This is a genomic window from Alteromonas sp. HB246098 (genome assembly GCF_054890645.1).
Genome location: NZ_JBTZUG010000007.1, coordinates 74518 through 100212, shown reverse-complemented (window position 1 = coordinate 100212; position 25695 = coordinate 74518). Strand labels below are relative to the sequence as shown.

General features: G+C 45.2%; 26 protein-coding genes. 8 read left to right on the top strand and 18 right to left on the bottom strand.

The genetic code is table 11. The features are described 5' to 3' along the window. Nucleotides 1–58 precede the first annotated feature (58 nt). A complete protein-coding gene (locus ACYTPF_RS15030) occupies nucleotides 59–1624 on the bottom strand; it encodes a SulP family inorganic anion transporter (RefSeq protein WP_461852791.1) in 1566 nt (521 codons plus the stop codon). Between the two features lie 459 nt (nucleotides 1625–2083). Here ACYTPF_RS15030 and ACYTPF_RS15025 point away from each other — a divergent pair, with 459 nt between their 5' ends. Beyond that, nucleotides 2084–2371 (top strand): hypothetical protein, encoded by a 288-nt coding sequence (locus tag ACYTPF_RS15025; RefSeq protein ID WP_179982345.1) that lies wholly within the window; start codon nucleotides 2084–2086, stop codon nucleotides 2369–2371. Between the two features lie 305 nt (nucleotides 2372–2676). After that, on the top strand, nucleotides 2677–4017 hold the full coding sequence (locus ACYTPF_RS15020; RefSeq protein ID WP_461852790.1) for a nitrate- and nitrite sensing domain-containing protein: 1341 nt from the start codon (nucleotides 2677–2679) through the stop codon (nucleotides 4015–4017). 18 nt (nucleotides 4018–4035) lie between these two features. On the opposite strand, the gene ACYTPF_RS15015 is transcribed toward ACYTPF_RS15020, so the two are convergent. The 4 genes from ACYTPF_RS15015 to ACYTPF_RS15000 are packed head-to-tail and all read right to left on the bottom strand — an operon-like array spanning nucleotide 4036 to nucleotide 6384. After that, a complete protein-coding gene (locus ACYTPF_RS15015) occupies nucleotides 4036–4677 on the bottom strand; it encodes a nucleotidyltransferase family protein (RefSeq protein WP_461852789.1) in 642 nt (213 codons plus the stop codon). 2 nt (nucleotides 4678–4679) lie between these two features. Next, nucleotides 4680–5372 carry a phosphatase PAP2 family protein gene (locus ACYTPF_RS15010; protein ID WP_461852788.1) on the bottom strand — a complete coding sequence of 231 codons (693 nt, stop codon included), beginning with the start codon at nucleotides 5370–5372 and terminating at the stop codon, nucleotides 4680–4682. A 32-nt stretch (nucleotides 5373–5404) separates the two neighbouring features. Then, nucleotides 5405–5725: a BolA family protein gene (locus ACYTPF_RS15005; RefSeq protein WP_025256584.1), complete on the bottom strand. Its 321-nt coding sequence runs from the start codon at nucleotides 5723–5725 to the stop codon at nucleotides 5405–5407. A 5-nt stretch (nucleotides 5726–5730) separates the two neighbouring features. Next, entirely contained in the window at nucleotides 5731–6384 is a 654-nt protein-coding gene (locus ACYTPF_RS15000; RefSeq protein ID WP_461852787.1) for an alpha-ketoglutarate-dependent dioxygenase AlkB family protein, read from the bottom strand. 305 nt (nucleotides 6385–6689) lie between these two features. Between ACYTPF_RS15000 and ACYTPF_RS14995 the strand changes: the two genes are divergently transcribed. Beyond that, complete coding sequence (locus tag ACYTPF_RS14995) at nucleotides 6690–7922, top strand: methyltransferase (RefSeq protein ID WP_461852786.1); 1233 nt, start codon at nucleotides 6690–6692, stop codon at nucleotides 7920–7922. A 74-nt stretch (nucleotides 7923–7996) separates the two neighbouring features. Next, on the top strand, nucleotides 7997–8605 hold the full coding sequence (locus ACYTPF_RS14990) for a peptidylprolyl isomerase (RefSeq protein WP_179982338.1): 609 nt from the start codon (nucleotides 7997–7999) through the stop codon (nucleotides 8603–8605). 56 nt (nucleotides 8606–8661) lie between these two features. Here the strand turns inward: ACYTPF_RS14990 and ACYTPF_RS14985 are convergent, their stop codons facing one another. The 5 genes from ACYTPF_RS14985 to efp form a co-directional block, all read right to left on the bottom strand. Continuing rightward, nucleotides 8662–9180 carry a GNAT family N-acetyltransferase gene (locus ACYTPF_RS14985; protein WP_461852785.1) on the bottom strand — a complete coding sequence of 173 codons (519 nt, stop codon included), beginning with the start codon at nucleotides 9178–9180 and terminating at the stop codon, nucleotides 8662–8664. A gap of 39 nt (nucleotides 9181–9219) precedes the next feature. Then, entirely contained in the window at nucleotides 9220–9843 is a 624-nt protein-coding gene (locus ACYTPF_RS14980; RefSeq protein WP_461852784.1) for a gamma-glutamylcyclotransferase, read from the bottom strand. Nucleotides 9844–10032: 189 nt separating this feature from the next. After that, complete coding sequence (locus tag ACYTPF_RS14975; RefSeq protein ID WP_461852783.1) at nucleotides 10033–12498, bottom strand: TonB-dependent receptor; 2466 nt, start codon at nucleotides 12496–12498, stop codon at nucleotides 10033–10035. A 165-nt stretch (nucleotides 12499–12663) separates the two neighbouring features. Continuing rightward, nucleotides 12664–13632 carry an elongation factor P--(R)-beta-lysine ligase gene (epmA, locus tag ACYTPF_RS14970; RefSeq protein ID WP_461852782.1) on the bottom strand — a complete coding sequence of 323 codons (969 nt, stop codon included), beginning with the start codon at nucleotides 13630–13632 and terminating at the stop codon, nucleotides 12664–12666. A 102-nt stretch (nucleotides 13633–13734) separates the two neighbouring features. After that, nucleotides 13735–14304: an elongation factor P gene (gene efp, locus ACYTPF_RS14965; RefSeq protein ID WP_179982333.1), complete on the bottom strand. Its 570-nt coding sequence runs from the start codon at nucleotides 14302–14304 to the stop codon at nucleotides 13735–13737. A gap of 36 nt (nucleotides 14305–14340) precedes the next feature. On the opposite strand from efp, the gene epmB reads away from it, so the two are divergent. Then, on the top strand, nucleotides 14341–15366 hold the full coding sequence (epmB, locus tag ACYTPF_RS14960) for an EF-P beta-lysylation protein EpmB (protein ID WP_461852781.1): 1026 nt from the start codon (nucleotides 14341–14343) through the stop codon (nucleotides 15364–15366). A 1-nt stretch (nucleotide 15367) separates the two neighbouring features. Here epmB and ACYTPF_RS14955 read toward each other — a convergent pair whose 3' ends face one another. After that, nucleotides 15368–15559: a hypothetical protein gene (locus ACYTPF_RS14955; protein ID WP_179982331.1), complete on the bottom strand. Its 192-nt coding sequence runs from the start codon at nucleotides 15557–15559 to the stop codon at nucleotides 15368–15370. Between the two features lie 278 nt (nucleotides 15560–15837). Here ACYTPF_RS14955 and ACYTPF_RS14950 point away from each other — a divergent pair, with 278 nt between their 5' ends. Beyond that, the gene (locus ACYTPF_RS14950) at nucleotides 15838–16170 is read left to right on the top strand and encodes a hypothetical protein (protein ID WP_179982330.1); all 333 of its coding nucleotides are present in this window, start codon (nucleotides 15838–15840) and stop codon (nucleotides 16168–16170) included. A 96-nt stretch (nucleotides 16171–16266) separates the two neighbouring features. Here the strand turns inward: ACYTPF_RS14950 and ACYTPF_RS14945 are convergent, their stop codons facing one another. Together ACYTPF_RS14945 and ACYTPF_RS14940 are read right to left on the bottom strand one after the other, a co-directional pair. Beyond that, entirely contained in the window at nucleotides 16267–17562 is a 1296-nt protein-coding gene (locus ACYTPF_RS14945; RefSeq protein WP_461852780.1) for a hypothetical protein, read from the bottom strand. A gap of 188 nt (nucleotides 17563–17750) precedes the next feature. Next, nucleotides 17751–18455 carry an HAD family hydrolase gene (locus ACYTPF_RS14940; RefSeq protein ID WP_461852779.1) on the bottom strand — a complete coding sequence of 235 codons (705 nt, stop codon included), beginning with the start codon at nucleotides 18453–18455 and terminating at the stop codon, nucleotides 17751–17753. A gap of 208 nt (nucleotides 18456–18663) precedes the next feature. On the opposite strand from ACYTPF_RS14940, the gene ACYTPF_RS14935 reads away from it, so the two are divergent. Continuing rightward, nucleotides 18664–19338 carry a hypothetical protein gene (locus ACYTPF_RS14935; RefSeq protein ID WP_461852778.1) on the top strand — a complete coding sequence of 225 codons (675 nt, stop codon included), beginning with the start codon at nucleotides 18664–18666 and terminating at the stop codon, nucleotides 19336–19338. Nucleotides 19339–19462: 124 nt separating this feature from the next. Here the strand turns inward: ACYTPF_RS14935 and parE are convergent, their stop codons facing one another. The 5 genes from parE to nudF form a co-directional block, all read right to left on the bottom strand. Continuing rightward, nucleotides 19463–21358 carry a DNA topoisomerase IV subunit B gene (gene parE / locus ACYTPF_RS14930; RefSeq protein WP_179982326.1) on the bottom strand — a complete coding sequence of 632 codons (1896 nt, stop codon included), beginning with the start codon at nucleotides 21356–21358 and terminating at the stop codon, nucleotides 19463–19465. 119 nt (nucleotides 21359–21477) lie between these two features. Next, complete coding sequence (locus tag ACYTPF_RS14925) at nucleotides 21478–22059, bottom strand: YqiA/YcfP family alpha/beta fold hydrolase (protein ID WP_461852777.1); 582 nt, start codon at nucleotides 22057–22059, stop codon at nucleotides 21478–21480. 46 nt (nucleotides 22060–22105) lie between these two features. Next, nucleotides 22106–22927 (bottom strand): metallophosphoesterase, encoded by an 822-nt coding sequence (locus tag ACYTPF_RS14920; protein ID WP_461852776.1) that lies wholly within the window; start codon nucleotides 22925–22927, stop codon nucleotides 22106–22108. Further along, on the bottom strand, nucleotides 22924–23319 hold the full coding sequence (locus ACYTPF_RS14915; protein ID WP_461852864.1) for a DUF1249 domain-containing protein: 396 nt from the start codon (nucleotides 23317–23319) through the stop codon (nucleotides 22924–22926). Before ACYTPF_RS14915 ends, ACYTPF_RS14920 begins: the two co-directional genes overlap by 4 nt. Before the next feature lie 41 nt (nucleotides 23320–23360). Beyond that, a complete protein-coding gene (gene nudF, locus ACYTPF_RS14910; protein ID WP_179982323.1) occupies nucleotides 23361–23987 on the bottom strand; it encodes an ADP-ribose diphosphatase in 627 nt (208 codons plus the stop codon). 296 nt (nucleotides 23988–24283) lie between these two features. Here nudF and tolC point away from each other — a divergent pair, with 296 nt between their 5' ends. Continuing rightward, a complete protein-coding gene (tolC, locus tag ACYTPF_RS14905; protein WP_179982322.1) occupies nucleotides 24284–25681 on the top strand; it encodes an outer membrane channel protein TolC in 1398 nt (465 codons plus the stop codon). The last annotated feature ends 14 nt before the right edge of the window (nucleotides 25682–25695 follow it).

The following is a 25695-nucleotide window of genomic DNA, read 5'->3' as shown; positions in this document are numbered from 1 at the left end:
ACTGCACCAAACAAACGCAAAACTGTGTTTACTTGGTGCATTGAGGCTATCAAATAACTTAGGCCAGCTTATCCGTCGCTACGCGGTAGCGAGGGTCTTCAACCACGTTAATTTCAACAAACTTATCAGCCTTACGAAGCAGTGAACGACATTCATCACTGATATGGCGAATGTGTAGCTTTTTACCCTGCTCTTCGTATTTATCAGCAAGGGTATCTAGCGCATCGATACCTGATGAATCCCAAATGCGAGAGTCTTTAAAGTCAATAACTACATCGTTAGGATCGTTGGCTATATCAAACAGGTCTTTGAAATGCGATACCGAGCCGAAGAAGAGCGGGCCGTCTAGCTCATAGACTTTCCAACCGTCGTTATCGATATGAGATCTCGCTTCGATATGACGAGCGTGTTTCCATGCAAACACCAGTGCGGAAACAATAACACCCACAACAACTGCAATAGCCAGGTCAGCGATAACGGTAACGCCTGTGACTAGAAATAATACAAAGGCATCTTCTTTGTTTACGCCGCGAATAATTCTGAATGAGGCCCACTCGAAGGTAGCGATAACTACCACGAACATAACGCCAACAAGAGCAGCAAGCGGGATCATTTCAATAAGCGGTGCTGCAAATAGAATGAAGCCCAATAGTACAAGTGCGGCAGTAATACCGGATAAGCGGCCACGGCCACCAGAGTTAATATTAATCATACTTTGACCAATCATGGCGCAACCGCCCATACCACCGAAGAAACCGTTAACAGTATTTGCAACGCCTTGGCCAACGCACTCTTTGTTACCACGTCCGCGGGTATCCGTCATTTCATCAATTAATGAAAGGGTAAGAAGCGATTCAATTAGACCAACCAAGCAAAGGATCACTGAGGTTGGTAGTACTATCATGAAGGTTTCCCAGGTGAACGGCACCATAGGAATAGCAAAGCTAGGAAGCTCGCCAGCAAGCGTTGCAGTGTCGCGCTGGTCAGCCGGTAGCAAGTCACGAACAAAGTCGATTACCGTACGTGCTTCAAGGTCAAGACCGTGTACTAATGCTGTTACCGTAACAATCGCTACTAGCGACGCAGGAACAGCTTTGGTTAGCTTAGGCAGTAAATAGATAATGGCCATGGTTAACGCCACTAGCCCTAGCATCCAGTATAACAGCGTACCTTCCATCCACTGCAATTCTCCAGCAGCGTTAGTAACTTTAAACTGGCCTAGCTGAGCTAAGAAAATAACGATTGCAAGACCGTTTACAAAGCCAAGCATTACCGGATATGGCACTAAACGAATAAACTTACCGAGCTTGAATATACCGCACATAATTTGCAGTAAGCCGGCTAAAATAACCGCGGCAAATAAATACTGCACGCCGTGCTGGGCAACCAGTGCCACCATTACAACGGCCATGGCGCCGGTAGCACCAGAAATCATTCCAGGGCGACCGCCAATAGCAGAAGTGATCAAGCCCATCATGAAAGCCGCATAAAGGCCAATCATTGGTTCTACGCCGGCTACAAATGCAAATGCGACGGCTTCAGGGACCAGGGCAAGTGCCACTGTAATACCTGATAGCACGTCGTTCTTAACGTTGCTGTCTTTACTGGTAATTAAATCGAACATGTTCTCTCAGAAGCTAAGATGTTAAACACAACAACCCACCGTGGCGTAAACCGCGTGATAGCAGTACACCAAGTAGGCAGGATGATTTTTCGGCGATTCTACCACCATTGTAGCTTAAAATCTTTTAATAGATTGTTACTGACGCATAAACACAGTTCAGAGGGGCCAGCGGCAAGACAACAAAAGCAAAAGCCATTTAGTTTCTTGTTAACGCGGCTTCTCGGTTTAGTTTCAGGTGCGCTAAATTTTTAGGGCCTTTGCTGACAAAAGGCCTCTTACGTGGCATCGTATTGCAGTATTTTAATAACCTAGCCCATCGGTGCGCTTAGCTCGTAGCATTAGTCCGTAGCATTAGCTCGTAGCTTTAGCTCGTGTAATTGGCCCGCTACTTTGCGCTGAGTTGCACTTAATGATGTGGCAATGATGTAAGGCATAGGTCTTATTTAACGAGGAGTTTACGTGGTACCTTATATTCTTACCATTTTGTGCGTGCTAGTAGCAGGCGCTATTCACTGGATGTCGCCAAAGGCTTATTGGAAAGCCACCATTATGTCTACCGCCGTTATCTTACTATTTTCTGTCGCTGCGCTGTTTATTTTCAAGGCTTCAGGAATGCTGGTAAGCGAACATACTGGGGAAAGTGCAGACTTCTCAGGGCAAATGCTCACCATTACTACGATGATTGCCTTCTTCGGCTTCTTGATTTCTCTCTTTGTCGGTTGGTTTCTCCGCGTAGTAAGAAACTAGCTTTGTATTAAATCAAAGTATCTACAGGCGCATTGCACCACTAAAGTGCAATGCCGCTTGCGATCTCTCCTAAAGTGCCCGGCACTTTCAACTCATCAAATAGCAAGTGATTTTGCTTAATACCTATAAAAGTCACGCCTATTGCGCAATCAGCACATTACGCCCCCGAACAAGGTCTTGCCTAACTACATTCTTATAAACAGGGCATAAGTGTTGCTTAATTTAGTGTGCTTTGAAGCAATACTTCGCAAAAAACTATCAATAAAAAAGCGAATTGCGTAAACCAACATTTAGCAGGGCCTCTTATGCTGCACGAACCTGAACAAACCATTGCGCTTTGTAGCGATGCGACCAAACGTTTTTTGCTGGCCGCAAAACATGCAGAAATCACGGTGTTAGAACAGCTTTCTAGTAACTGTCGTATTGTTATTGCGGTTCGTGAGCTCATACATGAACTGCAAAAAGAGCGCGGAGCCAGCAATATCTTTCTTGCGTCTAAAGCCGAGCGCTACCAAGTTGAGCGAATGCAGTATGTCAGTGCTAGTGAACAAGCAGAGTCAATGCTAAAAAGCCATTTGAAGTCTCTTTACTTAACTGATGAGATAACCTCTGGTAACCCGCGCCTATTAAGCAGTATTACTTTAGCCATGCAGGCGACAGACTATTTGCCACGCTTAAGAGAACAAGTCAGTAAGCAACAGCTAACGCCACTGGAATCAACACGAGCCTACAGCCGCTTAGTGGCAAGTTTGCTTACTGTCATTTTTGAAGCTGCAGATATAGCAAGCGACCCAACCATTACCCGTTTGCTGGTTGCCTTGTTCAACTTCATGCAGGCCAAAGAGTATGCTGGGCAAGAACGTGCGTGGGGAGCAATAGGTTTTGCAGAAACCCATTTCGACGCGCGTCTATGTGAAAAGCTTGCTGCGCTTCAGCAAGCCCAAGAACATCACTTTAATATATTCTGTGAGTTTAGCTGTAAGCAGCATAAAGAGGCATTGGAAGCATTAAATAAAAGCCCTGCCGCAATAGATATTAGACAGCTTAGAAATATGATCGCGCAGCTTGGAGACGGCAGCCCGATTGCCGGTGAAATATCAGAAGTTTGGTTCGATGTAGCGACTCGTCGTATAGATGCAATGCAGAGTATCGAGGTAGCACTGACCGAAGCCTTGACACAGCAAGCTAACAGTAAAGTAGCCAATGCAAAAAATGAAATGGCCAATCATCAACAGTTACTTACGCGCTTTAACGATGAGCACGCCAATGATGGCTCGCCGCTCACCTTACTGTTTGACCCCAGCATGCCCGGCTTAGCAGAAGATACAAAAGACGACGAGATTAAAACGCTGTCACTTAATGAGCAGACTAAAACCTTATCGGCCCACCGCTCTTTTTACGACTTACTGCGTTCACAAGCCCAGCATATAGAAGACATGGGGCGAGAGCTTGAAGAAGCTAAACGTGCAATTCAAGATCAGAAGCTGATAAGCCGAGCAAAGCTGGTAGTAATGGAACAATTTGGACTAAGCGAAAACAATGCGTATCGCCGACTGCAAAAACAAGCTATGAGCGAAAATACGACCATAGCGGCTATTGCCACTAAGATAGTTGATATTACTACGAAAAACTCTTTGAGAAAGTAGCTAAACCTATTTTAACCTCTATTCGCGTAGCTTAAGCAAAGGCCACACGTAAAGCCAATTCTTAGATGCGACTCGCTTTCTAAAAACATCAGGTCTTGGATATTGTGGGTTAATACTTATGGTGCCGGCAAAATTTGCTGCTAAGCCAAATGTTGCAAGTACGTCTAAATCATCATTCGCTAATAAGCGAACCGCTACGCATGTCTCACGCTCTGGCCAATATGAAATGGCTTCGTGACTGCTTTTATAGGGAGAGTGCCCGTGAGACAAATGCATACGTGCCTGGTTCTTCACCTGCCAATTAGCTTGGGGCATTATTTTAGTTAGCTGGTGTTCAATGGCTTTTTCTTGGGTTTTTATTTCTGATTTAGTGGCCGCAGTTATTAGTGAGTGTTCTTGTCGTTGAAATACTGGTTCTGTTGAAGTCTGGGCTATTGCAACATTCTGAGACACAGTGATTTCTTCGCTAAAGTAAATCACATCGATATCGTTAAGCGGCGTTGGTTTAACCCTTTCATGCAACTCATCCCATATTGCATTTCGTACAAACCCTGCACCTATGTAGCCCTGCGGTAAATCAAGCGACCGCAAGGCATGAAGGCAATCCATTCTGAAAGGATCCCGCTTGATAATATCACCAAGCCGTTTGAGTTCTTGCACGCTTAACCTTTGTCTTTAATGCGCAGTTTTCGCTTCCACTTAATCACGTAAAAGCAAAATGCAGCCATGCTTCCGCCAGCAAACCAGCCTGCGATAATATCACTAGGCCAGTGCACACCCAGTAGGACACGGCTAAGGCCAATGCAAAATACCAGCAGAGTAGTCGCAAGGTATATCCACACTCGTACCTTCGTACTTTGCGTTAATTGTGTGAGCAAATGAGCTACATAAAAGTAAACCAGGGTTGATAGCGTGGCGTGAGCCGAAGGAAAACTTTGGGTATACACATCAACATGTTGCATGTTCAGCGATGGGCGCGGTCTGTCGATCCCCGCTTTAAGAAGAAACGTCATCGCAATTCCCGCCGCAACAGCAATAATAAAGGTAACGGCCTTTTTCTTCTCTCCCGCCATACCTAAAGCACCAGCAACGGCTGCCACAACAAAAATTAGTACCGTATTGCTACCTAGCGCTGTGGTATCTCTAAGCACATCACGCTTCCACCCCGACACATTGCCTAGCGCGCTAATTGTATTAAACACTGCATTATCAAATGAAGTTAAAACGCCCATGTAGACAAACAGCATCATTAACAAAAAGCCTGTCCCAAGTAGTAAAACCTGAATAGCGGGTGTTTTTATCATACTTAGGTAATCGTCGATGGCGCCATTTTTTGTCTTTTCACTACTTGTCATGTTTCTACTTCCATTTAGTACGATTGAGGGAGCTACTTATCGTGCTTGCTGCCGCCTAAACAGTTAGGCGATGCTAGCGACTCTCCACCTCGCGCTTCCCACTCGGCAGGTGTATATGTGTGAAGCGCCAAAGCGTGAACAGGTCCCTGCAGCGCTTCTGCCGCAAGTCCGTTAATTTCTCTGTGCCTTGCTATTAAACGCTTACCTTCAAAGGCGTCGCTCACAACGGTAACTTTAAAGTGACTTTGCGCACCGTCTGGCACATTGTGCATGAAGCTTTCATCTACAACCTCAAGATAATGTGGACTAAGTGCAGACTCGATCGTAGTTTCTAGAAACGCTTTTACTTGCATTTGGCTTACCTAGCTCTTTGAATAAGATGTCGAAATGTAAGATTAATTCTACCACCGATAGGCTTAGCCGTCTTCGCAATACCGTGCACATAATGGGTTTGTGTCGCGCCTGCCATAACCAAGACGCTGCCGTGTTCAAGTACCTGCGTATGCTTTTCCTTTGTTTCTTTATGCTTAAAAACAAAGGGTCTTGCCTCGCCTAATGTAACTGATGCAATCACGGGGTTGATGCCTAACTCGGGCTCATCATCGGAATGAAAGCTCATGCTGTCTTGACCATCGCGGTACCAGTTGGCTAGCACGCTGTTGAACCTTACTTTGTACTGTGACGCGCACGATTTTTCACACAGTTGCTCACAGCGCGCTTTAATGTCTGCAAGGCTTTCCGTCCAAGGGTTCGGTGACATGGTTAAATTTGAATAGGTGTAAGTACATTCAGGATCGCCGTGCCAGCTTTGAAGCCGAGGAATTTTTACCGGTTTGCCAAATAGCCTAATCGTATCCTGACGCCAGGGTAGCTCTGCTTGCAGTTTTGCAAAAAAGGTATCTGCAGTAGCCTGCGATAGCGCGTTAGGGAAATAAGTGACATCGCCTTCAACTAACGGGAGCTTGTAAGACGTGCGCTTGTCTTCAGCCGTATCGAACAGGGAAAATTGCATGTGTAAGAACTATAATTCCTTTGATATTTAATACTCGCTATCTGCATAGCAGTTGACGGTGCCAATGCCCCTTTGGAGCTCATGTAATTACACCTTCTTTTCAATGAGTACGCATGCTTTTCCAGTGCGGATTGCTCTGTCATCGTTAAATATCGTGCTTCATACAAGGTCCATTCAATACCGAAGAATAACGGGTTATTCGCTAGAGCTAAGTGGTTGATATGATAAGATAGACATTAGCACGTAAACTGAATGAGCATTCCCTAGTAGATAATGCTTTGAGCCTTCTCTAAAAACAGACCCCAATGAATACAGAATTTATATTTGCCGACCGCCAGTTCTCGCTGATTCGCTACCCTGAAAAGCACCAGCATGTAAGCCTTCAAGCATGGGATAGCGCCGATGAACTTGTTATTGAGCACATCGAAACTTTATTAAGTGAAACATCACTCTCAGTTGGCAGCGATGAGAATGATGGGTCAATGATGATCTTCAATGATGACTTTGGTGCTTTAGGCTGCTGGTTTTCCCATTTAGCGCCTTACTGGGTGTCCGATTCCTATATTTCATTGCGTTCACTGTCCGAGAACTTGAAAGCCAATCAGTTACTCAATGCGTCAGTAGATGACAGTACAAATGAGCTAGCGACCGCACCGCTGCAAACGTTAACCAGTGTGCAAAGCTTAACGTTTAAACCAGAAACTACACCTAGCCTTATCGTCATAAAAGTCCCTCGCGCCCTCGCTTTGCTAGAACAACAGCTTATCGATTTACAGAAATATGTTACGCCTGATACTCGCATCGTAGCAACGGGCAAAGTTAAAGCCATTACGAAGTCGGTGCTTAACTTGTTTGAGCGATATATTGGCCCTACAACCACCTCTCTTGCTAAAAAGAAATCTCGGCTTATTTTTGCAACGCCACGTGAGTCTCTGAAACTCGCTGACTCTCCCTATCCTACGCGTTGGCAGTGTAAAAGCACCATGGGCGCAGAGCTTACTATCGATAACCTTGCCAACACATTTGCTCGGCAGTCGCTGGATATTGGCGCGCGTATTATGCTTGAGCACATGACGGTGAGTGCCAATGACGTAGTGGTAGATTTGGGCTGTGGTAATGGTGTACTGGGTGTAAACGCGCTATCTCTTGCCCCTGATGCCAAAGTGATATTTGTTGACGAGTCTTACATGGCGTTGGAAAGTGCCCGACTCAACGTGTTAAACAACTTTCCGGATAAAATTGACCAGTGCGAGTTTGTGGCAAGTAACTGCTTAGAAACACTCTTAAATCGCGAAAATAAACCTGCTGTTACCAAGATTTTGTGTAACCCTCCGTTTCATCAGCAAAACGCGATCACAGACCATATTGCATGGCAAATGTTCACTGACTCTCGTGAATTGCTTATTAAAAGTGGTCACTTGGTGGTGGTTGGCAACCGACACCTCGACTACCACATTAAACTTAAAAAGCTGTTTGGTGGCGCCAAGGTACTTGCGAGTGATAAAAAGTTCGTTATCTTAGGCACTGCAAAACGCTAAGCGCAAAGAAAAGTGCATAAAGAAAGCTGCGCAAAGAAGCGCTCAAATTAAGGAATATATTTAAAGGCATTTTTATGAAGAAAATACTTTTATCACTTATGACTGCTATTATGCTGATTGGCAGCAGTTCATCGGTTATGGCCAAGAAAGACGATGGGTCTCAGGTTCAGCCCGATAATTATTACCCACGAGTAAAGATTGAAACGACCATGGGCGATATCGTCGTTGAACTAGACAGAAGACGCGCGCCAATTACGGTAAATAACTTTCTTCGTTATGTGGACAAGCGAGCCTATGAAGACACGATATTCCATCGCATCGTGCCCGGCTTTGTTGTGCAAGGTGGAGGCTATACTGCTGACTTCAATGGCAAATCAAACTTCCCCGATATTTTTAATGAGTCAGGCAACGGTTTAACCAACGACCTACACACCATTGCAATGGCAAGACAAAATGACCCGCATACCGCAAACCGACAGTTTTTCTTTAATGTGAATGACAACAGTAGCTTAAACCCAGGGAGAGACTGGGGCTATGCAGTTTTCGGCGTGATTGTGGAAGGCGAAGATATTGTTGATGCCATGTCGGAAGTAGAAACTGAATATTCCCTTCGCCTTAACGCTAATAACGTCCCCATTGAGCCAATCATTATTAAAAAGGTGACCGTTTTACCACCGCTATAAGGTTGTAGAGGTTTAGGCCGAAAAGCGTTAGACATTCAGCCATAGAGCGGACTCATCTATGGCTGAAGCTCAACTCTAAACAAATGCTGTTTTGGGAAGGTTTTATCGAAGTAGAGGCCCTGCTTTTTAAACCCTAGTCGCTGCAATAGCTTTTGCGATGCCTTATTGTCTGGGTGCGTCATAGCGGTTAAAAAGCCATACCCTTCAGCAGTAGCCCAAGCTATAACCTTCTTGCATGCCTCGTGGCATAAGCCGCTTCCTCTTGCTTCAGGTAACATGGCGAAACCCAAGTCTGGGCATTCAAAGGCAAAGCGATTAAATAACCCACAAACTCCTAACGGCTGTTTAGTGTCATTTAACTCAACAGCAAGTAAACCGTAACCCCACTCTTCTCGTTGAGCATTGGTTTTACCAATGTAGTCGCAGGCGTCATCTAATGTATTTACATTCTTACTTCCAATGTACTTAAGCCACAGCTCGTCTTGCTGTAATGCTAATACCCAGTGTTGATCATCAAACGTGAGCGGTCTTAAAGTAATTCTGTCGGAGGTTAAAATTGATGCTTCAGTATTCACACTAAACTCTCTGCCTAAGGGCGTTTGTTACTGCTAAAACTAGCGCTTCGCTAGAATTCTGTCTATATGCTCAATAGTTTCATTATTTACTTTTGCGGCACGTGGGTATTTGGGTTGTGCTCTATCGTTTATTCTTGGGTGTTCCCATAGCGACGTGTGCATTACAAATCGCTCCGCTTCTTCAATGCCACCGTGTTCTAAGCAACCGGCCATACAAGTATCAACATAGGTTTGGCTAACAGGAAAAGCTTCGCTTGCTGGCTCGCAGGCGAGTGTTTCACAAATCCAGAAAGTGAACTGAGCCAATCGCTCATTTAACGTGTCTGTTGCTTCACACTGGTGAAGTTGAAAACTAAGCGCTTTAGGACTTACTTGTACAAATCGATAGTCTTTCTCGCGTTCCTGTAATGCGGGGTTAATTTGCGTGGGGATAAGCTGAGCGTTCAGCTGGCTATGAGCGTTGGCTACGGCGCCTACATAGGTTTGCTCTTCATGGATACTGCGCGTCACCCAAGCTCGCTCGAACCCTGATACGGTTACAGGGATCCCTTTTGTGAAAATGTTCGAGTAGCGCTCTCGACTATCTTTGCTGAGTAAGCTTCCGTAACCTAAAACTATGTGTTTTTCGGTTTGCGTACTTAACCAGTTCGCTATCTCATTCATTTGCACCTCTACTTCATAGCTGCTTCATCGTCACTATTTTAGGGCTGTTTACCTTTACTTTGTATAGCCCTAAGAAAAAATTGCGTTACGCATTTTTTCTAACTGCATAAATATTGTTTCACACTTCATAAATGACAAGGGCGGTGTAACACGTTACACCGCCCTTGCTTACTACAGTAAAACTGTTAATTAAAACAACGCTCGCACACCCATAGTAAAGTTTCTACCTGGAAGCGGTGCTTGGTCTTTCAAGAAAGATGTATGAACACGAGCTTCTTCATCAGTCAGGTTTTCACCACGAGCAAATAGCACCCAGTCGATACCTTGCGAACCAAATTCGTATTGAACGCTAGCATTGACTAGTGTGTAGCCATCGGTTGAGGTTTCAAACGACGCCACTTCATCTTGGTCGTCGTACCACGTAAAGCCCACGTCAGCACTTAAACCATCGTTCACATAGCTTAATTCACTACCGAAACGCATAGGTGGCGTGCGTGGAAGGTTGTCATCTTCTACTTCTGCGCGAATATAGTCACCAAATACAGTTAAGCGTAGTGTGTCTGTTAAGTCTACGTAAGTTTCTGCTTCAAAGCCCCAGATGTCAGCATCAGCTTGTTGGAAGTAGTAGATAGGCAAGCCTTCTTCATCGCTGTGCTCTTCGTGTTCGCCTTCTAGCTCTTCTTCCTCATGCTCGTCGTGTTCTTCATGTTCACTAAGTGCAATTAAACCCGTGCTCGTTTGGAATATATAGTCATCCGCCTGATTGTAAAAGAACGACGCGCTGTAGCCCCAACTTCCGGTAAATTTACGGAAAGTAATATCTAAGTTGGTGCTAACTTCTTCGTTTACGCTTCTTAAGTCTTCTTTAATATGGCCTTCTTCGTCCATATCGAATACCAAACCAACCTCGTAGCTTTGAGTCGCTAAGTGCTGACCTGCAGAGAAAAGTTCTTGCTGGCTAGGCGCGCGTTCGCTGCGTGATAAAGTCACTGCAATTGAGTGGCCTTCCTGGTATTCCCAGTTAGCGCCCGCTGAAAGCGACAGGCTGGTGAAGTCATAATCAGGGAAGTTGAAAGCAACAGCGTGCTCTTCACCCTCATGCTCTTCATCGTGCTCTTCGCCTTCGTGCTCCTCTTCTTCATGTAAAACGTCAAGCTCTACTTCGCTTGCTTCAGCATCTAAGGTTGTGCGTTCAAGTCGGCCACCCAACTCAAAGGTAACGTCACCTACTTTTTTCTGCTCAACTACATAAAGTGCATAGCTTGACGTGGTATTGGCTGGCGTGAAAGCTTCTTCGCCGACAGCATTATAATCGCTATGGTTAAACTGTAACCCGAATACGCCGTGCCATCCGTTTACTTCTTCATGGTAAGCAGACAGGCGAATATCGCTTGATTCGTTTGTGAATACAGTACCCGGCTCGCCGTCTTCAATTTCTGCGTGCTCATAATCGGTATAAGCCGCGGCAAATTTAAGGTTAGTTAGTCCCTCGAAAGGAGAATGCCATTCACCGGCTGCTTGGTAGCGAGTCATATCTACATCAAGTAGCACGCCTTCTTCTTCATGGTCGTGATCGTCTTCGTCGTGATCACCATCCAGCTCATCATGCTCGTCTTCGTCATGTTCTTCTTCGTGCTCATGACTGTGGCCCGGTACGCCATACTCGTTGTCTAACTGCTCAACCGCGAAGCCGAAGTAACCTTCTTCTGCTACATAAGATAGGCCTGCAACCACGTTGCGGGTCTCCATGGCGCTGCTTTCTAATTCACCGTAAGGTTCATCTTCATCAGGTTCGATAGACGCAAAGCCTGGGATGTCAGCATTATCTGTGTCGCGATAGAAACCGTCTACATGCCACACAATATTGCCACTACCGCCAGTCACATCAGCGCGGGTGTACGAACCATTATTCACTGTGCTGTAGCTGGTTTCTGCTTCGCCTTCCACGCCGTCTATCTGGTACTGAGGAATACGCCTGTCAACCACGTTCACCACACCACCGATAGCACCGCTGCCGTATTGAAGTGTTGCTGGGCCGCGAAGTACTTCTACCTGGGTTGCGCTTGAAAGCGTAGTCGCTACGTTATGGTCTGGCCCAACGCGCGATACGTCAGAAACATCTAAGCCGTTTTGAACTATCTTTACGCGAGGACCATCGTTGCCGCGAATAACTGGGCTACTTGATACTGGACCGAAATACGTGCTGTGTACACCCGGCGCGTTTTTAAGGGTCTCGCCTAGGGTTGGCGCTTCAATTTTACGTAGTTTATCAGCCCCGATGACAGTTACAGGTGTAACCGATTCAAGTACCGATGATTGAAGCGCATTAGCAGTTACAACAATATTTTCAACAGATGCGGGCTGTAAAACAAAGTCGACGTTTTGATCTGCGTTTACGTCACCTAAGTCGTTATCACCGTGGATATAATTTGAAGAGTAAACATGTAAATGTATATGTGGCTGTTTTACGTCGTTGAAGCGGTAGACGCCATTTTCATCGGTGTAAGCCACGCGACGGCTACCTTCAATTTTAACTTCTGCACCAGCAACTGGTTGGCCAGCAGTATCGGTTACTTTTCCCGTTACTGTAGTGGCATACACAGGCGCACTTAAAAGCCCTGCTATGGACAAACTTAGCAGCGAACGCATTTTCATGAGGTTTCCTTCAAGGATGTTATAACATTATCTAGTGATGTTATAACATTTTTCAGCATTGACCTGCTTATGTCAACCGCGGGCTAGCGTAACTTCCCTTTGTTCTAACGTAATTTAATGTTTTGTGACTATTTAACTTTTCGCCCCCACATACGCAAAAGTTGTTTAAGCTCTGCTTACATTAAAGTTAATAACTTCTTTAATATGTGACGCGCCTGTTTTCAACATCAGTAACCTGTCGACACCTAAGGCTACGCCTGCACATGCAGGCAACCCAGCATCAAGGGCACTTAAAAAATTCTCATCAATGGGCTTTGTAGGTAACCCGTTTTCTTTGCGCTTTTCGTTGTCCGTCTCAAAGCGAAGCCTTTGCTCTTTCGCCGCACTTAGCTCATGAAAACCGTTGGCCAGTTCAGCACCTTGGTAATACACCTCAAAGCGTTCAGCAACCCGCTCATCAGTAGAACTTAACTTTGCAAGCGCAGCCTGAGAGGCCGGAAAGTTGTAGACAAAACAAGGCCGTTCAATACCGATCTTGGGCTCGATAACATAGCTAAATAACAGTTGTAATTTGCTGTCATAGCTAAGGCTTTGTGGCGCATGAATATCTATATGGTGCTGCTCCATTGCGCTTAGCAAAATTTCATCATCAGCGCTTAGTGGGTCAATATTTAGATAGTGTTGAAAGGCTTGCTGATAAGTCATTTTATCGGCTGAAGCGGTATTTAAGGTTTCTTGCAATAAGGCGTCAACCTCGTCCATTAAAGCGAAGTGATCAAAGCCTAAGCGATACCACTCTAGCATGGTAAATTCTGGGTTGTGCCAGCGCCCTTCCCCTTCGTGGCGAAATGCTTTACACACTTGATAAATACTGCCGCTATCTGCGCACAGTAAACGCTTCATGGCATATTCTGGCGAGGTTTGAAGATACAACTTACTTGGCTTACCAGATGAGGCAAAATTAAACTGTGTATCAAACGCATCTAGGTGTTCGTCAGTAACTGTGCCATTTGAAAGTAAAGGCGTGTCTACCTCTAACACGTTTCTTGCGTAAAAAAACTCTCGGATGGTTCTGAGTAATTCTGCACGCGCTACACGCGCATCATGTGTGGTAGTCGGCTGCCAAGGTTGCATGTATTAAAACCTAAATAGTAAAGCTTAAACAAAAAACCGGTACACAAGGCACCGGCTTTTATACGTAAACAATATGCGCGTATAGCGCTTTAGTTTTCGCTATTATTTTTGTGCACGAGACACATATTCGCCAGAGCGCGTATCAACACGGATAACTTCGCCTGTTTGTACAAATAAAGGAACGCGAACAACTGCACCAGTACTAAGTGTCGCTGGTTTTCCGCCTGTACCCGCTGTGTCACCTTTAAGACCTGGATCCGTTTCAGTGATTTCTAGCTCAACAAAGTTAGGTGGCGTTACCGTAATAGGAGAGCCATTCCACAGTGTAATAGTACAAACGTCGTTTTCTACCAGCCACTTTTGGTTCTCGCCTACCGCTTTTTCGTCTGCAGCGATTTGTTCGAATGTATCGTTGTTCATAAAGTGGTAGAATTCGCCGTCGGTGTACAAGTAGGCAAGCTCTGTATCCATTACATCAGCGCCTTCTACTGATTCACCTGAGCGGAAAGTTTTTTCTAAAACTTTACCTGAAATAAGCTTGCGGATTTTTACGCGGTTAAACGCTTGGCCCTTACCCGGCTTTACGTATTCGTTTTCTAGAATGTTGCAAGGTTCGCCGTCCAGCATGATTTTCAGGCCGCCTTTGAACTCGTTAGTGCTGTAATTAGCCATAATTCCTCTGTCTAAACATAAGGTACAAAAAGTTTCGTGGAACAAATAATACCTAAAAAACCGATTTCTGTAGAGCATAACTGGCAAAAAGAATTGGCGAGTAGCTATACCGATCCTGCAAAACTGTTGCAGCACTTAGGTTTAGACGAAGAAAAATACGCTCAACATATTAAAGCACGCCGCCTTTTTCCCATGCGTGTTCCACGGCATTTCGCAGACCTTATGGAAAAGGGAAATCCCAACGACCCCCTGTTTTTACAGGTTATGCCGCTTAGCGACGAATTTCTCACCTCACCGGGCTACAGCGAAGATCCGTTAGATGAGCACGATACAGCAGGCAAGGGTATTTTGCATAAATACGATTCTCGTGTGCTGTTGATGGTACGCACTGGCTGTGCAGTAAACTGCCGTTACTGTTTTCGTCGCCACTTCCCGTATGCCGACAATTCGGTAAGTAAACATCAGTGGCTTGATGTACTTGAATACCTTCGCAGTAACAACAAGATTAACGAGGTGATTTTTTCAGGTGGCGACCCTCTTATGGCGAAAGATGAGCATTTGTCGTGGTTAGCTAATGAAATTGCAGCCATTCCCCACATCAAACGCCTGCGCATACATAGCCGCTTGCCTGTGGTATTGCCAGAAAGAATCAGCCATGACTTTATTGAATGGTTTACGGCCTTGCCTCTTCAAAAAGTGCTGGTGCTGCACGCGAACCACACGAATGAAGTCTCTGAGCCCTTAAAAAGTCGACTGCGCACATTGCGAGACAAGGGCGTCACCTTGCTCAATCAGTCGGTATTACTTAAAGGCATTAATGATTCTGGCGAGGCCATCAGTAACTTAAGCGAGTCACTTTTTGAAGCGGGTGTCCTGCCTTATTACTTACACGTATTAGATAAAGTGCAGGGTGCAAGCCATTTTTATGTCAGCGACGACGAAGGTCGCCTGATTATGGAAGAAGCGATAAAGCGTCTGCCAGGCTTTTTAGTGCCAAAACTGGTGAGAGAAATTGGCGGTCAACCTGGCAAAACGCCTATCGACTTACATTTGCATCCGTAACTTACGCGTAGGTATCGATGTTGGCGCCTAACGCGGGGTTTGAAGATGACGGTTTTGGTACGTCAGCGGCTGATTCCAGCAGCTGAAGCGACGCTTTACCCTCTTGCTCTTGTTGGCTTTTTGCCAACTTAAGAGAGGCCAACTCAAGTGACGCACCGGACGCTCCAGAGGCACTAGCACCTTGTAGATCCATACCATTTTCCTTTGTTGCTTGTAGCAAAGTAAAAAAATGGGCAGAATTGCCCACCCTTACGATGTGTTGAGCATTACGTAACCAGCGAGTTCGTTAGTGAACTGTAGGTTTTGTAATTTACAACATCGTTAAGTTATCGGCCTTGAAAGGCGAAACTTTAACCATTATTTACCGTAATACATTTGGCGTGGCAAAAAATAATTGCGACGCAAACCATATAAACTTAGGTGTGCAGGTAGTACGCACACCTAATCACATTAAAAATAAAAGGCGTGACTATGCAACAGAGCCAAGAGATGCAAGCTGTCCATCAACAACTTCAAGAAACACTTCAAACGCTGCACCGCAAAGCCGTTGATGCCGACCAAGTTTTAGATAACTTACAGCGCGATCAAAAAGGTAAGTTTGCAGCCGTATTCGCTGACGATAGCGGTTTTACCACATCAGCCAAGCGCTTTGGCCCCTATGTACAAGAGATAGCGAACGACTGGCAGTCGCTAAAGGAACTGGATGATGATGCCGCCAAGCAGGCACTTGCGCCTTTGGTTAAAAAAATAGAGTTGGCTCTTGTAACCATTGCACAGTTTCAGCAGTCTCTTGCTAAAAAGTAGCGTAGAACTGCAAGTGAGTAAAACAAAGCCCGCTTTAACAGCGGGCTTTTTTATATTAGCTTCTCACTTTCGGCGCACTCTTGCACGCCTTAGCGCTTATTTTTGGTAAAGCGGCAGCAAGCTGATTCTACGCTTAATTTCTTTTACTTCTTTTAAATAGGCTTCACTGTCAACGCGCTGATATTGTTCAGTAAAGGCTTGCTTACTCAAGCCTTCAGGCAGACCTTCAATAGGCGGGGTTATTTCCAATTCACTTTGAATGCGCGCCATCGCGTTTTGTACTTCCATTGCGGTGTTTGGATTTGTAGCAACCTTCGCAAACTCAGTACCTGACATATCTGCCGCTAAATCTACAAAGCTATAGCCCGAGCCACCGTTGCCTCGGTCCATTAACTCTTTAAACTCGCCAATTGCTAGGGACATACCTTGTTCGGCCATTAGCTCTAATGCCGCAGAGATAATAAAGTGACGAGCCAAGTCATTGCGATTATGAAGTACCGCGCCCCTGCGCGGCTTTAACGCCCTATCGGGATCTGGCTGGATATCGCCTACCAGTGCACCCACACGATGATGTCCCACGTAAACCGCTAGCGCGAGAATTACAGCATTGTTGTGAAGTACGGCATCTTGCGACGTTTGACTTTGCTCTCGCGCTCTAGCCATTCCTTCACGCAAGTATTCGATAAGAGAAACCGGTTTATTTGATAAAGCTATTTCTCTTCCAGACAAGTAGCGTAGGTAGTAAGCGGAAAGCTGCTGAAGCTCAGTCTGTTCGCTAACCGACATATTTGATGTCACGACGTTTAACTCACTTAGCAGCTCATCTAAGCGCCCAACATCAAGGGTTAGTTCACCGCGCCCCATTGTTACTCGCTCTACCCGAGACAGCGCAATAGTAGCTATTTCCGATTGGGTATAAGAGTTCACTGTGCGTTCTAAAAAGCCGAGTAAAAAACGGCCTGGAATGGTTAAGTCGCCTACTTGAACTTGCTCTATACGCAAGCTATCTCCGGGTAATACTAATGCCGAGGCATTAATGTAATAGCCCGTATTATCAATGGCGTAAGTAACATTTACAGTGCCTCCCAATGGGGTGATGTTTACTACGCCTTTAAACTCAGGTAAGGCCCGCTGTAACACGCCCACCAAGCTTTCGACTTGCGTTTCGGTAAGCGTTACCTGATGACCTTCTTCTCGGCGTGAAAATGCCTGCTTTAGCTGGCCGAGCAGCTCGTTAACACTATCAGCACCATCGAGCTGCGTCGGCGCTGTCGATGCCACTAAGGGCGCTTTTTGTACAGCCATAACGGTAACCGTAGCCACGCCTACTACAAGCAGAACAAGGATGATGGCGATAGTCATTAAAAGCCATTTGAGGCTACGCAAAATCATAAGAAATCAGCTTTACCTGTAATTACAACTAATCAAAAGAAATTAGCGCCCAAATGCGTTGTTGTGAAACAAAACACAATAGGCGCTAAGGTGCTGGTTATACTACGTTATCTATTTTCGCGCCACCAGTGACAAGTGGAATGACAAGTTGTCGTATATAACCTTTTTAATTAACGTATCTTTATTAATCAACGTGTCTTGAGCTCGCTGTCGCTCCACGCTTTCAAGCTATCGTAACGCACAGTAGCACGGGACAAATCGTGATGCTGCGATAAATCTGTAGGTATTACAATACAAGCCAACTTTGCTTCAAGTGCTGCTGTCATGCCGGTTTGCGTGTCTTCAATGGCTACACACTCGCTAGGCGACTTACCTAGCTTATCCATTGCTAAGGCATAACAATCTGGGGCGGGCTTACTGTTTTCTACGTCCTCTACGGCCACCACACAGGAAATATAATCACTCAACTCATATTGAGATAAGGTTTTTTCTACAGCCTTTTTACTTCCCCCCGTCACAATGCCAATAGTAAACCCCTTGTCTGCACATTGTGTAATGGTCTCCCTAGCAAATGGCATCAAAGGAAAAGCTTGTTTATCGAGGTAGTCACTCACGCTTTTGTGTTTCTGCTGAGCTAGCAACTGCGGTTCAATATCAATATTAAAATGCTCAACTAAGTCCACTGCATTTTGTTTGACCGGTATACCCGCCATCACTTCGCAATAAAAATCCTTGCTGAGCTCAACATCATATTTCAATAAAATGTCTTTCCAAAGGTCAAAATGTACGGTTTCTGAGTCAATCAGGGTGCCATCGTGGTCAAATAATAGCGTTGTGGTGTTATCGCTCACCGCTAACTGGCGTTTAGATGAAGAAACTGAATGCAATGCCAAAATAAACCTCTTTGCTATTAAAACTACATTTCGGTGTTGAAAGTACATAGAACGCTATCGGCACCGAAAAACCGATATCCTTCCACTTTAAGATCCCGACTTTATCCAATATTTCTTCGCGCCCAGCTTACTCCTGTAAAGCATAGGCGGGCTGCTACGTGGTACACTGGAAGCCTCTCACCAACAATTTTAACGTGGAGCTGACTGCGTGCTTTACCACATATTAGGCTTTGCTAGTGCCGCGCTTTTTTTACTGACTTGGTTAGGTTTATGGTCACAAATTAAAGCTATGACGCACCATCAAGTGTCCGTTGCAAGCGAGAAAAGCGATGCGAACCACAGCTTGTCGCTAAACCAGTTTGGCTCTAGCTATTTTGCGTTTTTCTCTATTTTCCTATTTGGCATTTCGGTAGAGCCTTTTAACCATTACTTGGTTTGGACGCGTTTTGGCGCGCTCATTCTTACGCTCATAATAATTTGGAAAATTTGGCAACACAGGCGAACTACAATTTCAGGCTACGTTGCCGCTATTGCTCTGCTTGCGCTTGTTGGCGGTACCCTTTCCATCGCTTTTCGCCCTTTCCCAACGCTTGCGCAACTTGGCGCAAACACGTTGATGCTGATTGTCACCGTCATATTATTTCAAGGTTCGCTGCATCAGTGGCTTGTGTTGCAGCGTAGACAAAAAGTAGGCTCGCTGTCCTTTGCGTTATTTCGAAACATTTTGATTAAAGACGTTAGCACCTTAATGTTTGGCTTAACAATGCCGTTAAGCCAAAGCTGGCCGCTACTCATCTTAAACGGCACCAGTGTTATAATGCGTGGCAGTATTTTGTTGCAGATGCACAAACTAAAACGCCGAGAAATTTCCGTATCAGGATAGTTTCTCGGCGTTTCTACTTTGTTTCGTGTAGCGAGGAGATTGCTTGTCTAGCTATCACTTGTATGAACAGCGTTATCAATACAAGCTTCTACAAATAAGTACAATAGCGACGCGTTTCTGCAATCTACAACGCCACTTCTGCCATATTGCCTTTGCTTTCAAGCCAGGTTTTACGGTCACCAGAACGCTTCTTAGCAAGCAGCATATCCATTAGCTCCATCATCTCTTCAGCATCTTCAATAGTGAGCTGAACAAGGCGACGGGTGTTCGGGTCCATAGTCGTTTCGCGAAGCTGTAGCGGGTTCATTTCACCCAAACCTTTGAAGCGCTGTACGTTAACTTTACCCCGTTTCTTTTCTGCTTCAATACGATCCAGAATACCCTGCTTTTCGCCTTCATCTAGAGCGTAATACACCTCTTTACCCACATCTATTCTAAATAGCGGTGGCATAGCCACATACACATGTCCCTGCTCTACCAAGGTTCTGAAATGACGTACAAAGAGCGCACATAGTAAGGTTGCAATGTGTAGCCCATCGGAGTCAGCATCGGCAAGAATACAAATTTTACCATAGCGCAAACCAGACAAGTCTGTTGAATCTGGATCTATACCCAGCGCCACAGAAATATCGTGAATTTCCTGTGATGCCAGTACCTGAGAAGAGTCTACTTCCCAGCTATTTAAGATTTTACCGCGTAGGGGCATTATTGCCTGAAACTCTCGGTCTCGCGCTTGTTTAGCCGAGCCACCTGCCGAATCACCCTCTACTAAAAACAACTCAGAGTAAGAAATGTCTTGCGATGAACAGTCGGTTAATTTACCCGGTAGTGCAGGGCCTTGTGTAACCTTTTTACGGGCAACTTTTTTCACCTGTCGAAGACGGCGCTGTGCATTGTTGATACACATTTCAGCAAGGGCTTCAGCAATTTCCGTATGCTGGTTTAACCAAAGGCTGAATGCGTCTTTCACCACGCCTGATACAAACGCGCTGGCCTGACGTGAAGACAGGCGTTCTTTAGTCTGCCCGGCAAACTGCGGGTCCTGCATCTTAGTCGACAGGATATAGGCACAGCGGTCCCAAATGTCATCTGGCGATAACTTTACACCACGGGGCATTAAGTTTCTAAATTCGCAAAACTCGCGCATCGACTCCAGTAAGCCTTGGCGCAATCCATTAACGTGTGTACCGCCTTGCGCGGTAGGGATAAGGTTAACGTAGCTCTCCGTGACCAAATCACCACCTTCGGGCAACCACATCACAGCCCAATCGGCGGCTTCTGTGTTGCCACTAAACGTGCCTACAAATGGCGTATCTGACGGTAAGGTTTCGAACTCTTCCACCGCTTGGTAAAGATAGTCTTTTAGGCCATCTTCGTAATACCACTCTTGGCTTTCTTTGGTAATTTTGTTATCAAAGCGAATGCGTAAGCCAGGGCTTAATACCGCTTTGGCACGCAGATTATGAACAAGACGACTAACCGAGAACTTTGCAGAATCAAAATATTGCGGGTCGGGCCAAAAATGAACACGGGTTCCTGTATTGCGCTTACCGCAGGTATCAATAACTTGTAAGTCTTCGACCTTGTCGCCGTTTTCAAAGGCAATTTGATATACGTTACTGTCTCGTCGAATTGTCACTTCTACGCGGGTTGAAAGCGCATTAACTACCGAAATCCCCACACCGTGAAGACCACCAGAGAAGGCGTAGTTTTTATTTGAAAACTTACCGCCAGCGTGAAGCTTACATAATATAAGCTCTACGCCTGATATTCCCTCTTCAGGGTGTATATCTACCGGCATACCACGACCATCGTCGATAACTTCTAACGATTGGTCTTCATGCAAAATAACTTTGATATTAGAGGCATGGCCGGCGAGCGCTTCATCCACACTGTTATCGATAACTTCCTGCCCTAAATGGTTTGGGCGGGTGGTGTCGGTATACATACCAGGACGGCGTTTTACAGGGTCAAGGCCGTTTAAAACCTCGATAGCTTCTGAATTATATTGATTTGACATAGTTATGGTTGTTATTTAAGCCAGCGATAAGGAAAGAAAGCACACACTACTGTGAGTAATTACAGCACTGCACGGCGTATATTTGATGTTAGCAGGGCTAGTAAAGACTGGCAATGCGCTTATTTTAGCAAAAACTCTGCGATAGCAGGTAAGTGGTTTTCGTAACCAACAAAGCTGTGATCGCCGCCTTCTTCAATAAGTAAGTGACTTTGCTGGTACTTCTCTGCAGCCAAGCGGTAGTCTAGAGTTTCATCTTCCGTTTGAAGCAGCACTTTGTAACTAGCTGGCTGTTTAATTGAAGCAGCCTCCAAGGCTTTTATAACCCCCATATCGCTTTCTACTATCTCAAACTTTTCTCTGCTGTATGGGTTCTCATGATTGCCTATGAAGTTTTGTAGCAGTTCATAGGGGCGTACCGCTGGATTTATTAATACGGCTTTGCCGCCGAACTTCTCTAGTAAAAATGTAGAGAGATAGCCGCCCATTGAGCTACCAATCAGTTTAAGCCCGTTTTCGAGCAGTGCTGGGGTGCTATCAATAAGCTCAAGCAGCTGACTTTCAACTTTACTAGGAAAATTAGACAGTTCAGGGATATGTAAAGTGACGTTTGAGTGATGCTGCTCAAAATATTGTTTAGTGGCTTGGGCCTTTATCGACTTCGGCGAACTCAAAAAGCCATGAAGATATAAGATGTGCTGCATACTGTTCTCTACTGTGTTGTTCTCTGTACTTTGGACTATTTTAGACCTAGACCTCGGTAACCCTAACGTCTACCGTTCCATCATCCATTAAATTAATTACTTGGTACCCAGGTGCCGCTTCGCTTACACCGAATTCAGCGCGCATTTGCCACTGCCAGCAGGTAGACGGGCTTCCGTAAGAAGGTGTGCTATTCGTTCCTATTTCTTGGCGCAATGGCGAATGAATATGACCGTGAATTAACGCCTTTATTTGCGGATATTCATTGATAAGCAACTCAAGGTGCTGCGCATTAGCCAAAAAATGTTTATCCATCCAGCTTTTCGAAGGCAATACATGGTGATGGAGCGCAACAAGGTGGTTAACGTTCGATGATGCATCTAGCGATTGCTTTAATGCAATTAAATCGCTGCCTTTTACCTCTCCCGCCGCCGTGTGCATATTGCCTGAAGCGCGGGTATCCATACCGTGTATTTGCCAGTTCGAAAAGCTCATCGGGTTGGTGCTCTGCAAGTGACGACTACCGAGATAGTTTTCGAAATGCGGATTGTTGTCATGATTTCCAGCAAGAACAAACCAGTCTATATTTTCTGGCTCGATATATTGCTCCATTAATGCGGTAAAGTGCTGATAGCTTTCGGGGGAGTTATCGCCGCTGATGTCTCCAGTAACCAGCACTATCACTTTCGGCTCTTGTCCAATAGTTTCTTTATTAGCGCTTTGCTTTTTTGAATCAGCAATATCTGCAAGGACCTGCCGAACAGCGCTAAGTACTCGGATTAGTGAGTGATAAGGCGCTATACCCGCGTAACCGGTTTTGTCTTTGTCCTTAAATAAGTGGCAATCACTTATCTGTATTAGTGATATCACGCTTCAGAGGTAACGTTTGTTGAATGTTGCAGGCAAAAGTTTAGCCACTCAGCTAAAAAGATATTTACCATATGCTTTTCGTTGCGCTGGCGCATCTTCAAATTAGGGTATTCGTAAGAAGGCTCAAGGGCCCCGGTATTTTGGCTGTTTATCACTTCAGCCATGCGCGCATCATGATATAGGCGAACCGTCATAGTTGGCGTTAGGTACGACGGCATATCTTTGGTAGTTTGCTTGATGCTTAGCGTGCTGGTATAGCGAGCAGAGTCCACTATCCTAATCTCATAAGACAACCCCACGCCAACGGAAAATTCATAACTCAAGTCTTCCGTATCGCAGTCAGGTAGCATTCTAAGAACGTAAGCATAGTTCAGTTCGCAAAGCGCCTGCATAGACGGAAGATGAGGGATGTATTTTCGGTGTTTGCGTTGTGTCACGATGTCTGCCACTGCTCCAGAAGTTGTGTTTTATGCATAAAAAACCATTGTAGCGCAATTACTGCTGCGGCGTTGTCTATATGGCCATTTTCTAGCCATTCAAGAGCGGTATTCTCTTTTACGCGATGCACTTTGATATCCTCAGACTCGCTTTCAAGCCCGTGAATCCCCTTTGCCAAGCTTGCATCAGTCTTTGCTATAAATATATGTAATCTTTCAGTAGTACCGCCTGGGCTCGATAAATAGCTTAGGGCCTTGGTCAAGTTTTGTAACTCTATTCCCGCCTCTTCCATCGACTCTCTATGGCACACATTTTCTGGTGTTTCACCCTTATCTATCATGCCTGCGATAATTTCTATTAACCAAGGGCTTGAAGATGTGGCTAACGCCCCAATTCTAACCTGCTCAATTAGCACGAATTCTTGAAGAATAGGATCGTAGGGCAAAACGCCCACCGCATGACCGCGTTCAAAAATTTCGCGAGTCACTGTGTCGCTCCATTCTCCATTGAAACACTTGTGCTTAAATTGATACTGATTCATGGTAAAGAAACCACGATACACTGGCTTAATGTCGGTGATTTCGACGTCATTTGAGGTAAATGAAAGGAATTCCTTGCTCATTTGCTGACACTTATGGTTCAAATAGATTTATCATACATAGTACATTTACACATCAACCATGTATACGCATGTAAAATGCGATGTTGAGTGTGTACGAATAACAGAAAACTCATATTACAAGTCGTCTATTACTATAAAAATTGCGTGGGTAGATCACATATTCTGTTACAGTTAAACGAATACTGTTACGAGTTTGGACTTTCGGTTTGTGGTTGAATTTTCATACACTTGGTTTTAATAAGTCGTCTTAACGAATAAATGACGACGCAACTTGAACACAACAGGAAGACGTAAGCATGAAACGAACACTTCTGTCGCTGGTTATCGGTGTTTCGATGACAACTGGTGCACTAGCCGATGACCTAATGCAGGTATATCAACAAGCACTGGCGAACGATCCATTGGTAAACCAAGCGAAAGCGCAACGTGATGCTGCGTTTGAAGGAATTAGTATTAGTCGTGCAAGTCTACTACCGCAAATCTCTGGCTCTGTGGGCTACACCATGTCAGATTCTGAACGCTTTCAACAAGCTGCTGGTGACAACGGCCTTCAGGTATTTACCACAGATACAGAAGTAGACACCATCGACTACGGGTTAACACTTTCAATGTCGTTGTACGACCACGCTAATTGGTTGGGCTTAGACCGCGCTGAAAAAATTGCTGAACAAAGCGATGCACAACTTGCGGCAAGCATGCAAGACCTCATTGTACGTACGGTTACGGCTTACTTTGACGTGTTGCGCGCCCGTGACAACGTAGAGTTTGTAGGTTCAGAAAAACGTGCGATTGAGCGTCAACTTGAACAAACCCGTCAACGTTTTGAAGTTGGTCTTACTGCGATTACTGACGTGCATGAAGCGCAAGCAAACTACGACAGCACAGTCGCTCAGGAGATTCAGGCTAAAAATGAACTTGAATTTGCTCTTGAAGCGCTGCGCGTGATTACAGGTAAATATCACGACCGTCTTTACGGATTAAATAAAGATAATTTCTCGGCCACAATGCCGGTGCCGGAAACCGTAGATAGCTGGCTAGAAACCGCTCAAGACAAAAACTTAGCACTGCTGGTAGACCGTTTAGCTATGGACGTGGCGAAAGAAGACATCGCCATTGCACGTTCGGGTCATTTACCAACTTTGTCGCTGTCTGGCAGCTATGGCCGCTCTAAAGACGATGTAGACGCTGAAATTCTTAACGACGATGGCTCAACGACTCCATTTGGTTATGAAACGCCTTATCTCGATAGCCAATCAATTGGTATCTCACTGAACGTGCCTATTTACCAAGGCGGCAGTGTAAGCGCGCAAACATCGCAAGCGAAGTACAACTACGTTGCTGCTAGCCAAGCTGCAGAACAAACGTATCGTCAAACCGTACAATCTGTTCGTAGCTCGTTTAACAATGTAAAAGCATCTATCTCAACTATTCGCGCACTTGAACAGTCAGTGGTTTCAGCAGACAGCGCGCTTAAAGCAACAGAAGCTGGATTTGATGTAGGTACGCGTACTATTGTTGATGTGCTTGATAGCACACGTAACCTGTTTGATGCGCGTCGTAATCTTGCTGGTGCGCGCTATGACTTCATTCAGTCTGTTATTACACTTAAGCAAGCGGCGGGAACCCTTACAGGTGAAGATGTGGCTATGATCAACCGCGGTCTTAAGCCAGTCGAGAGCAATAGCAACAAATAGGTTGTTTTATATCG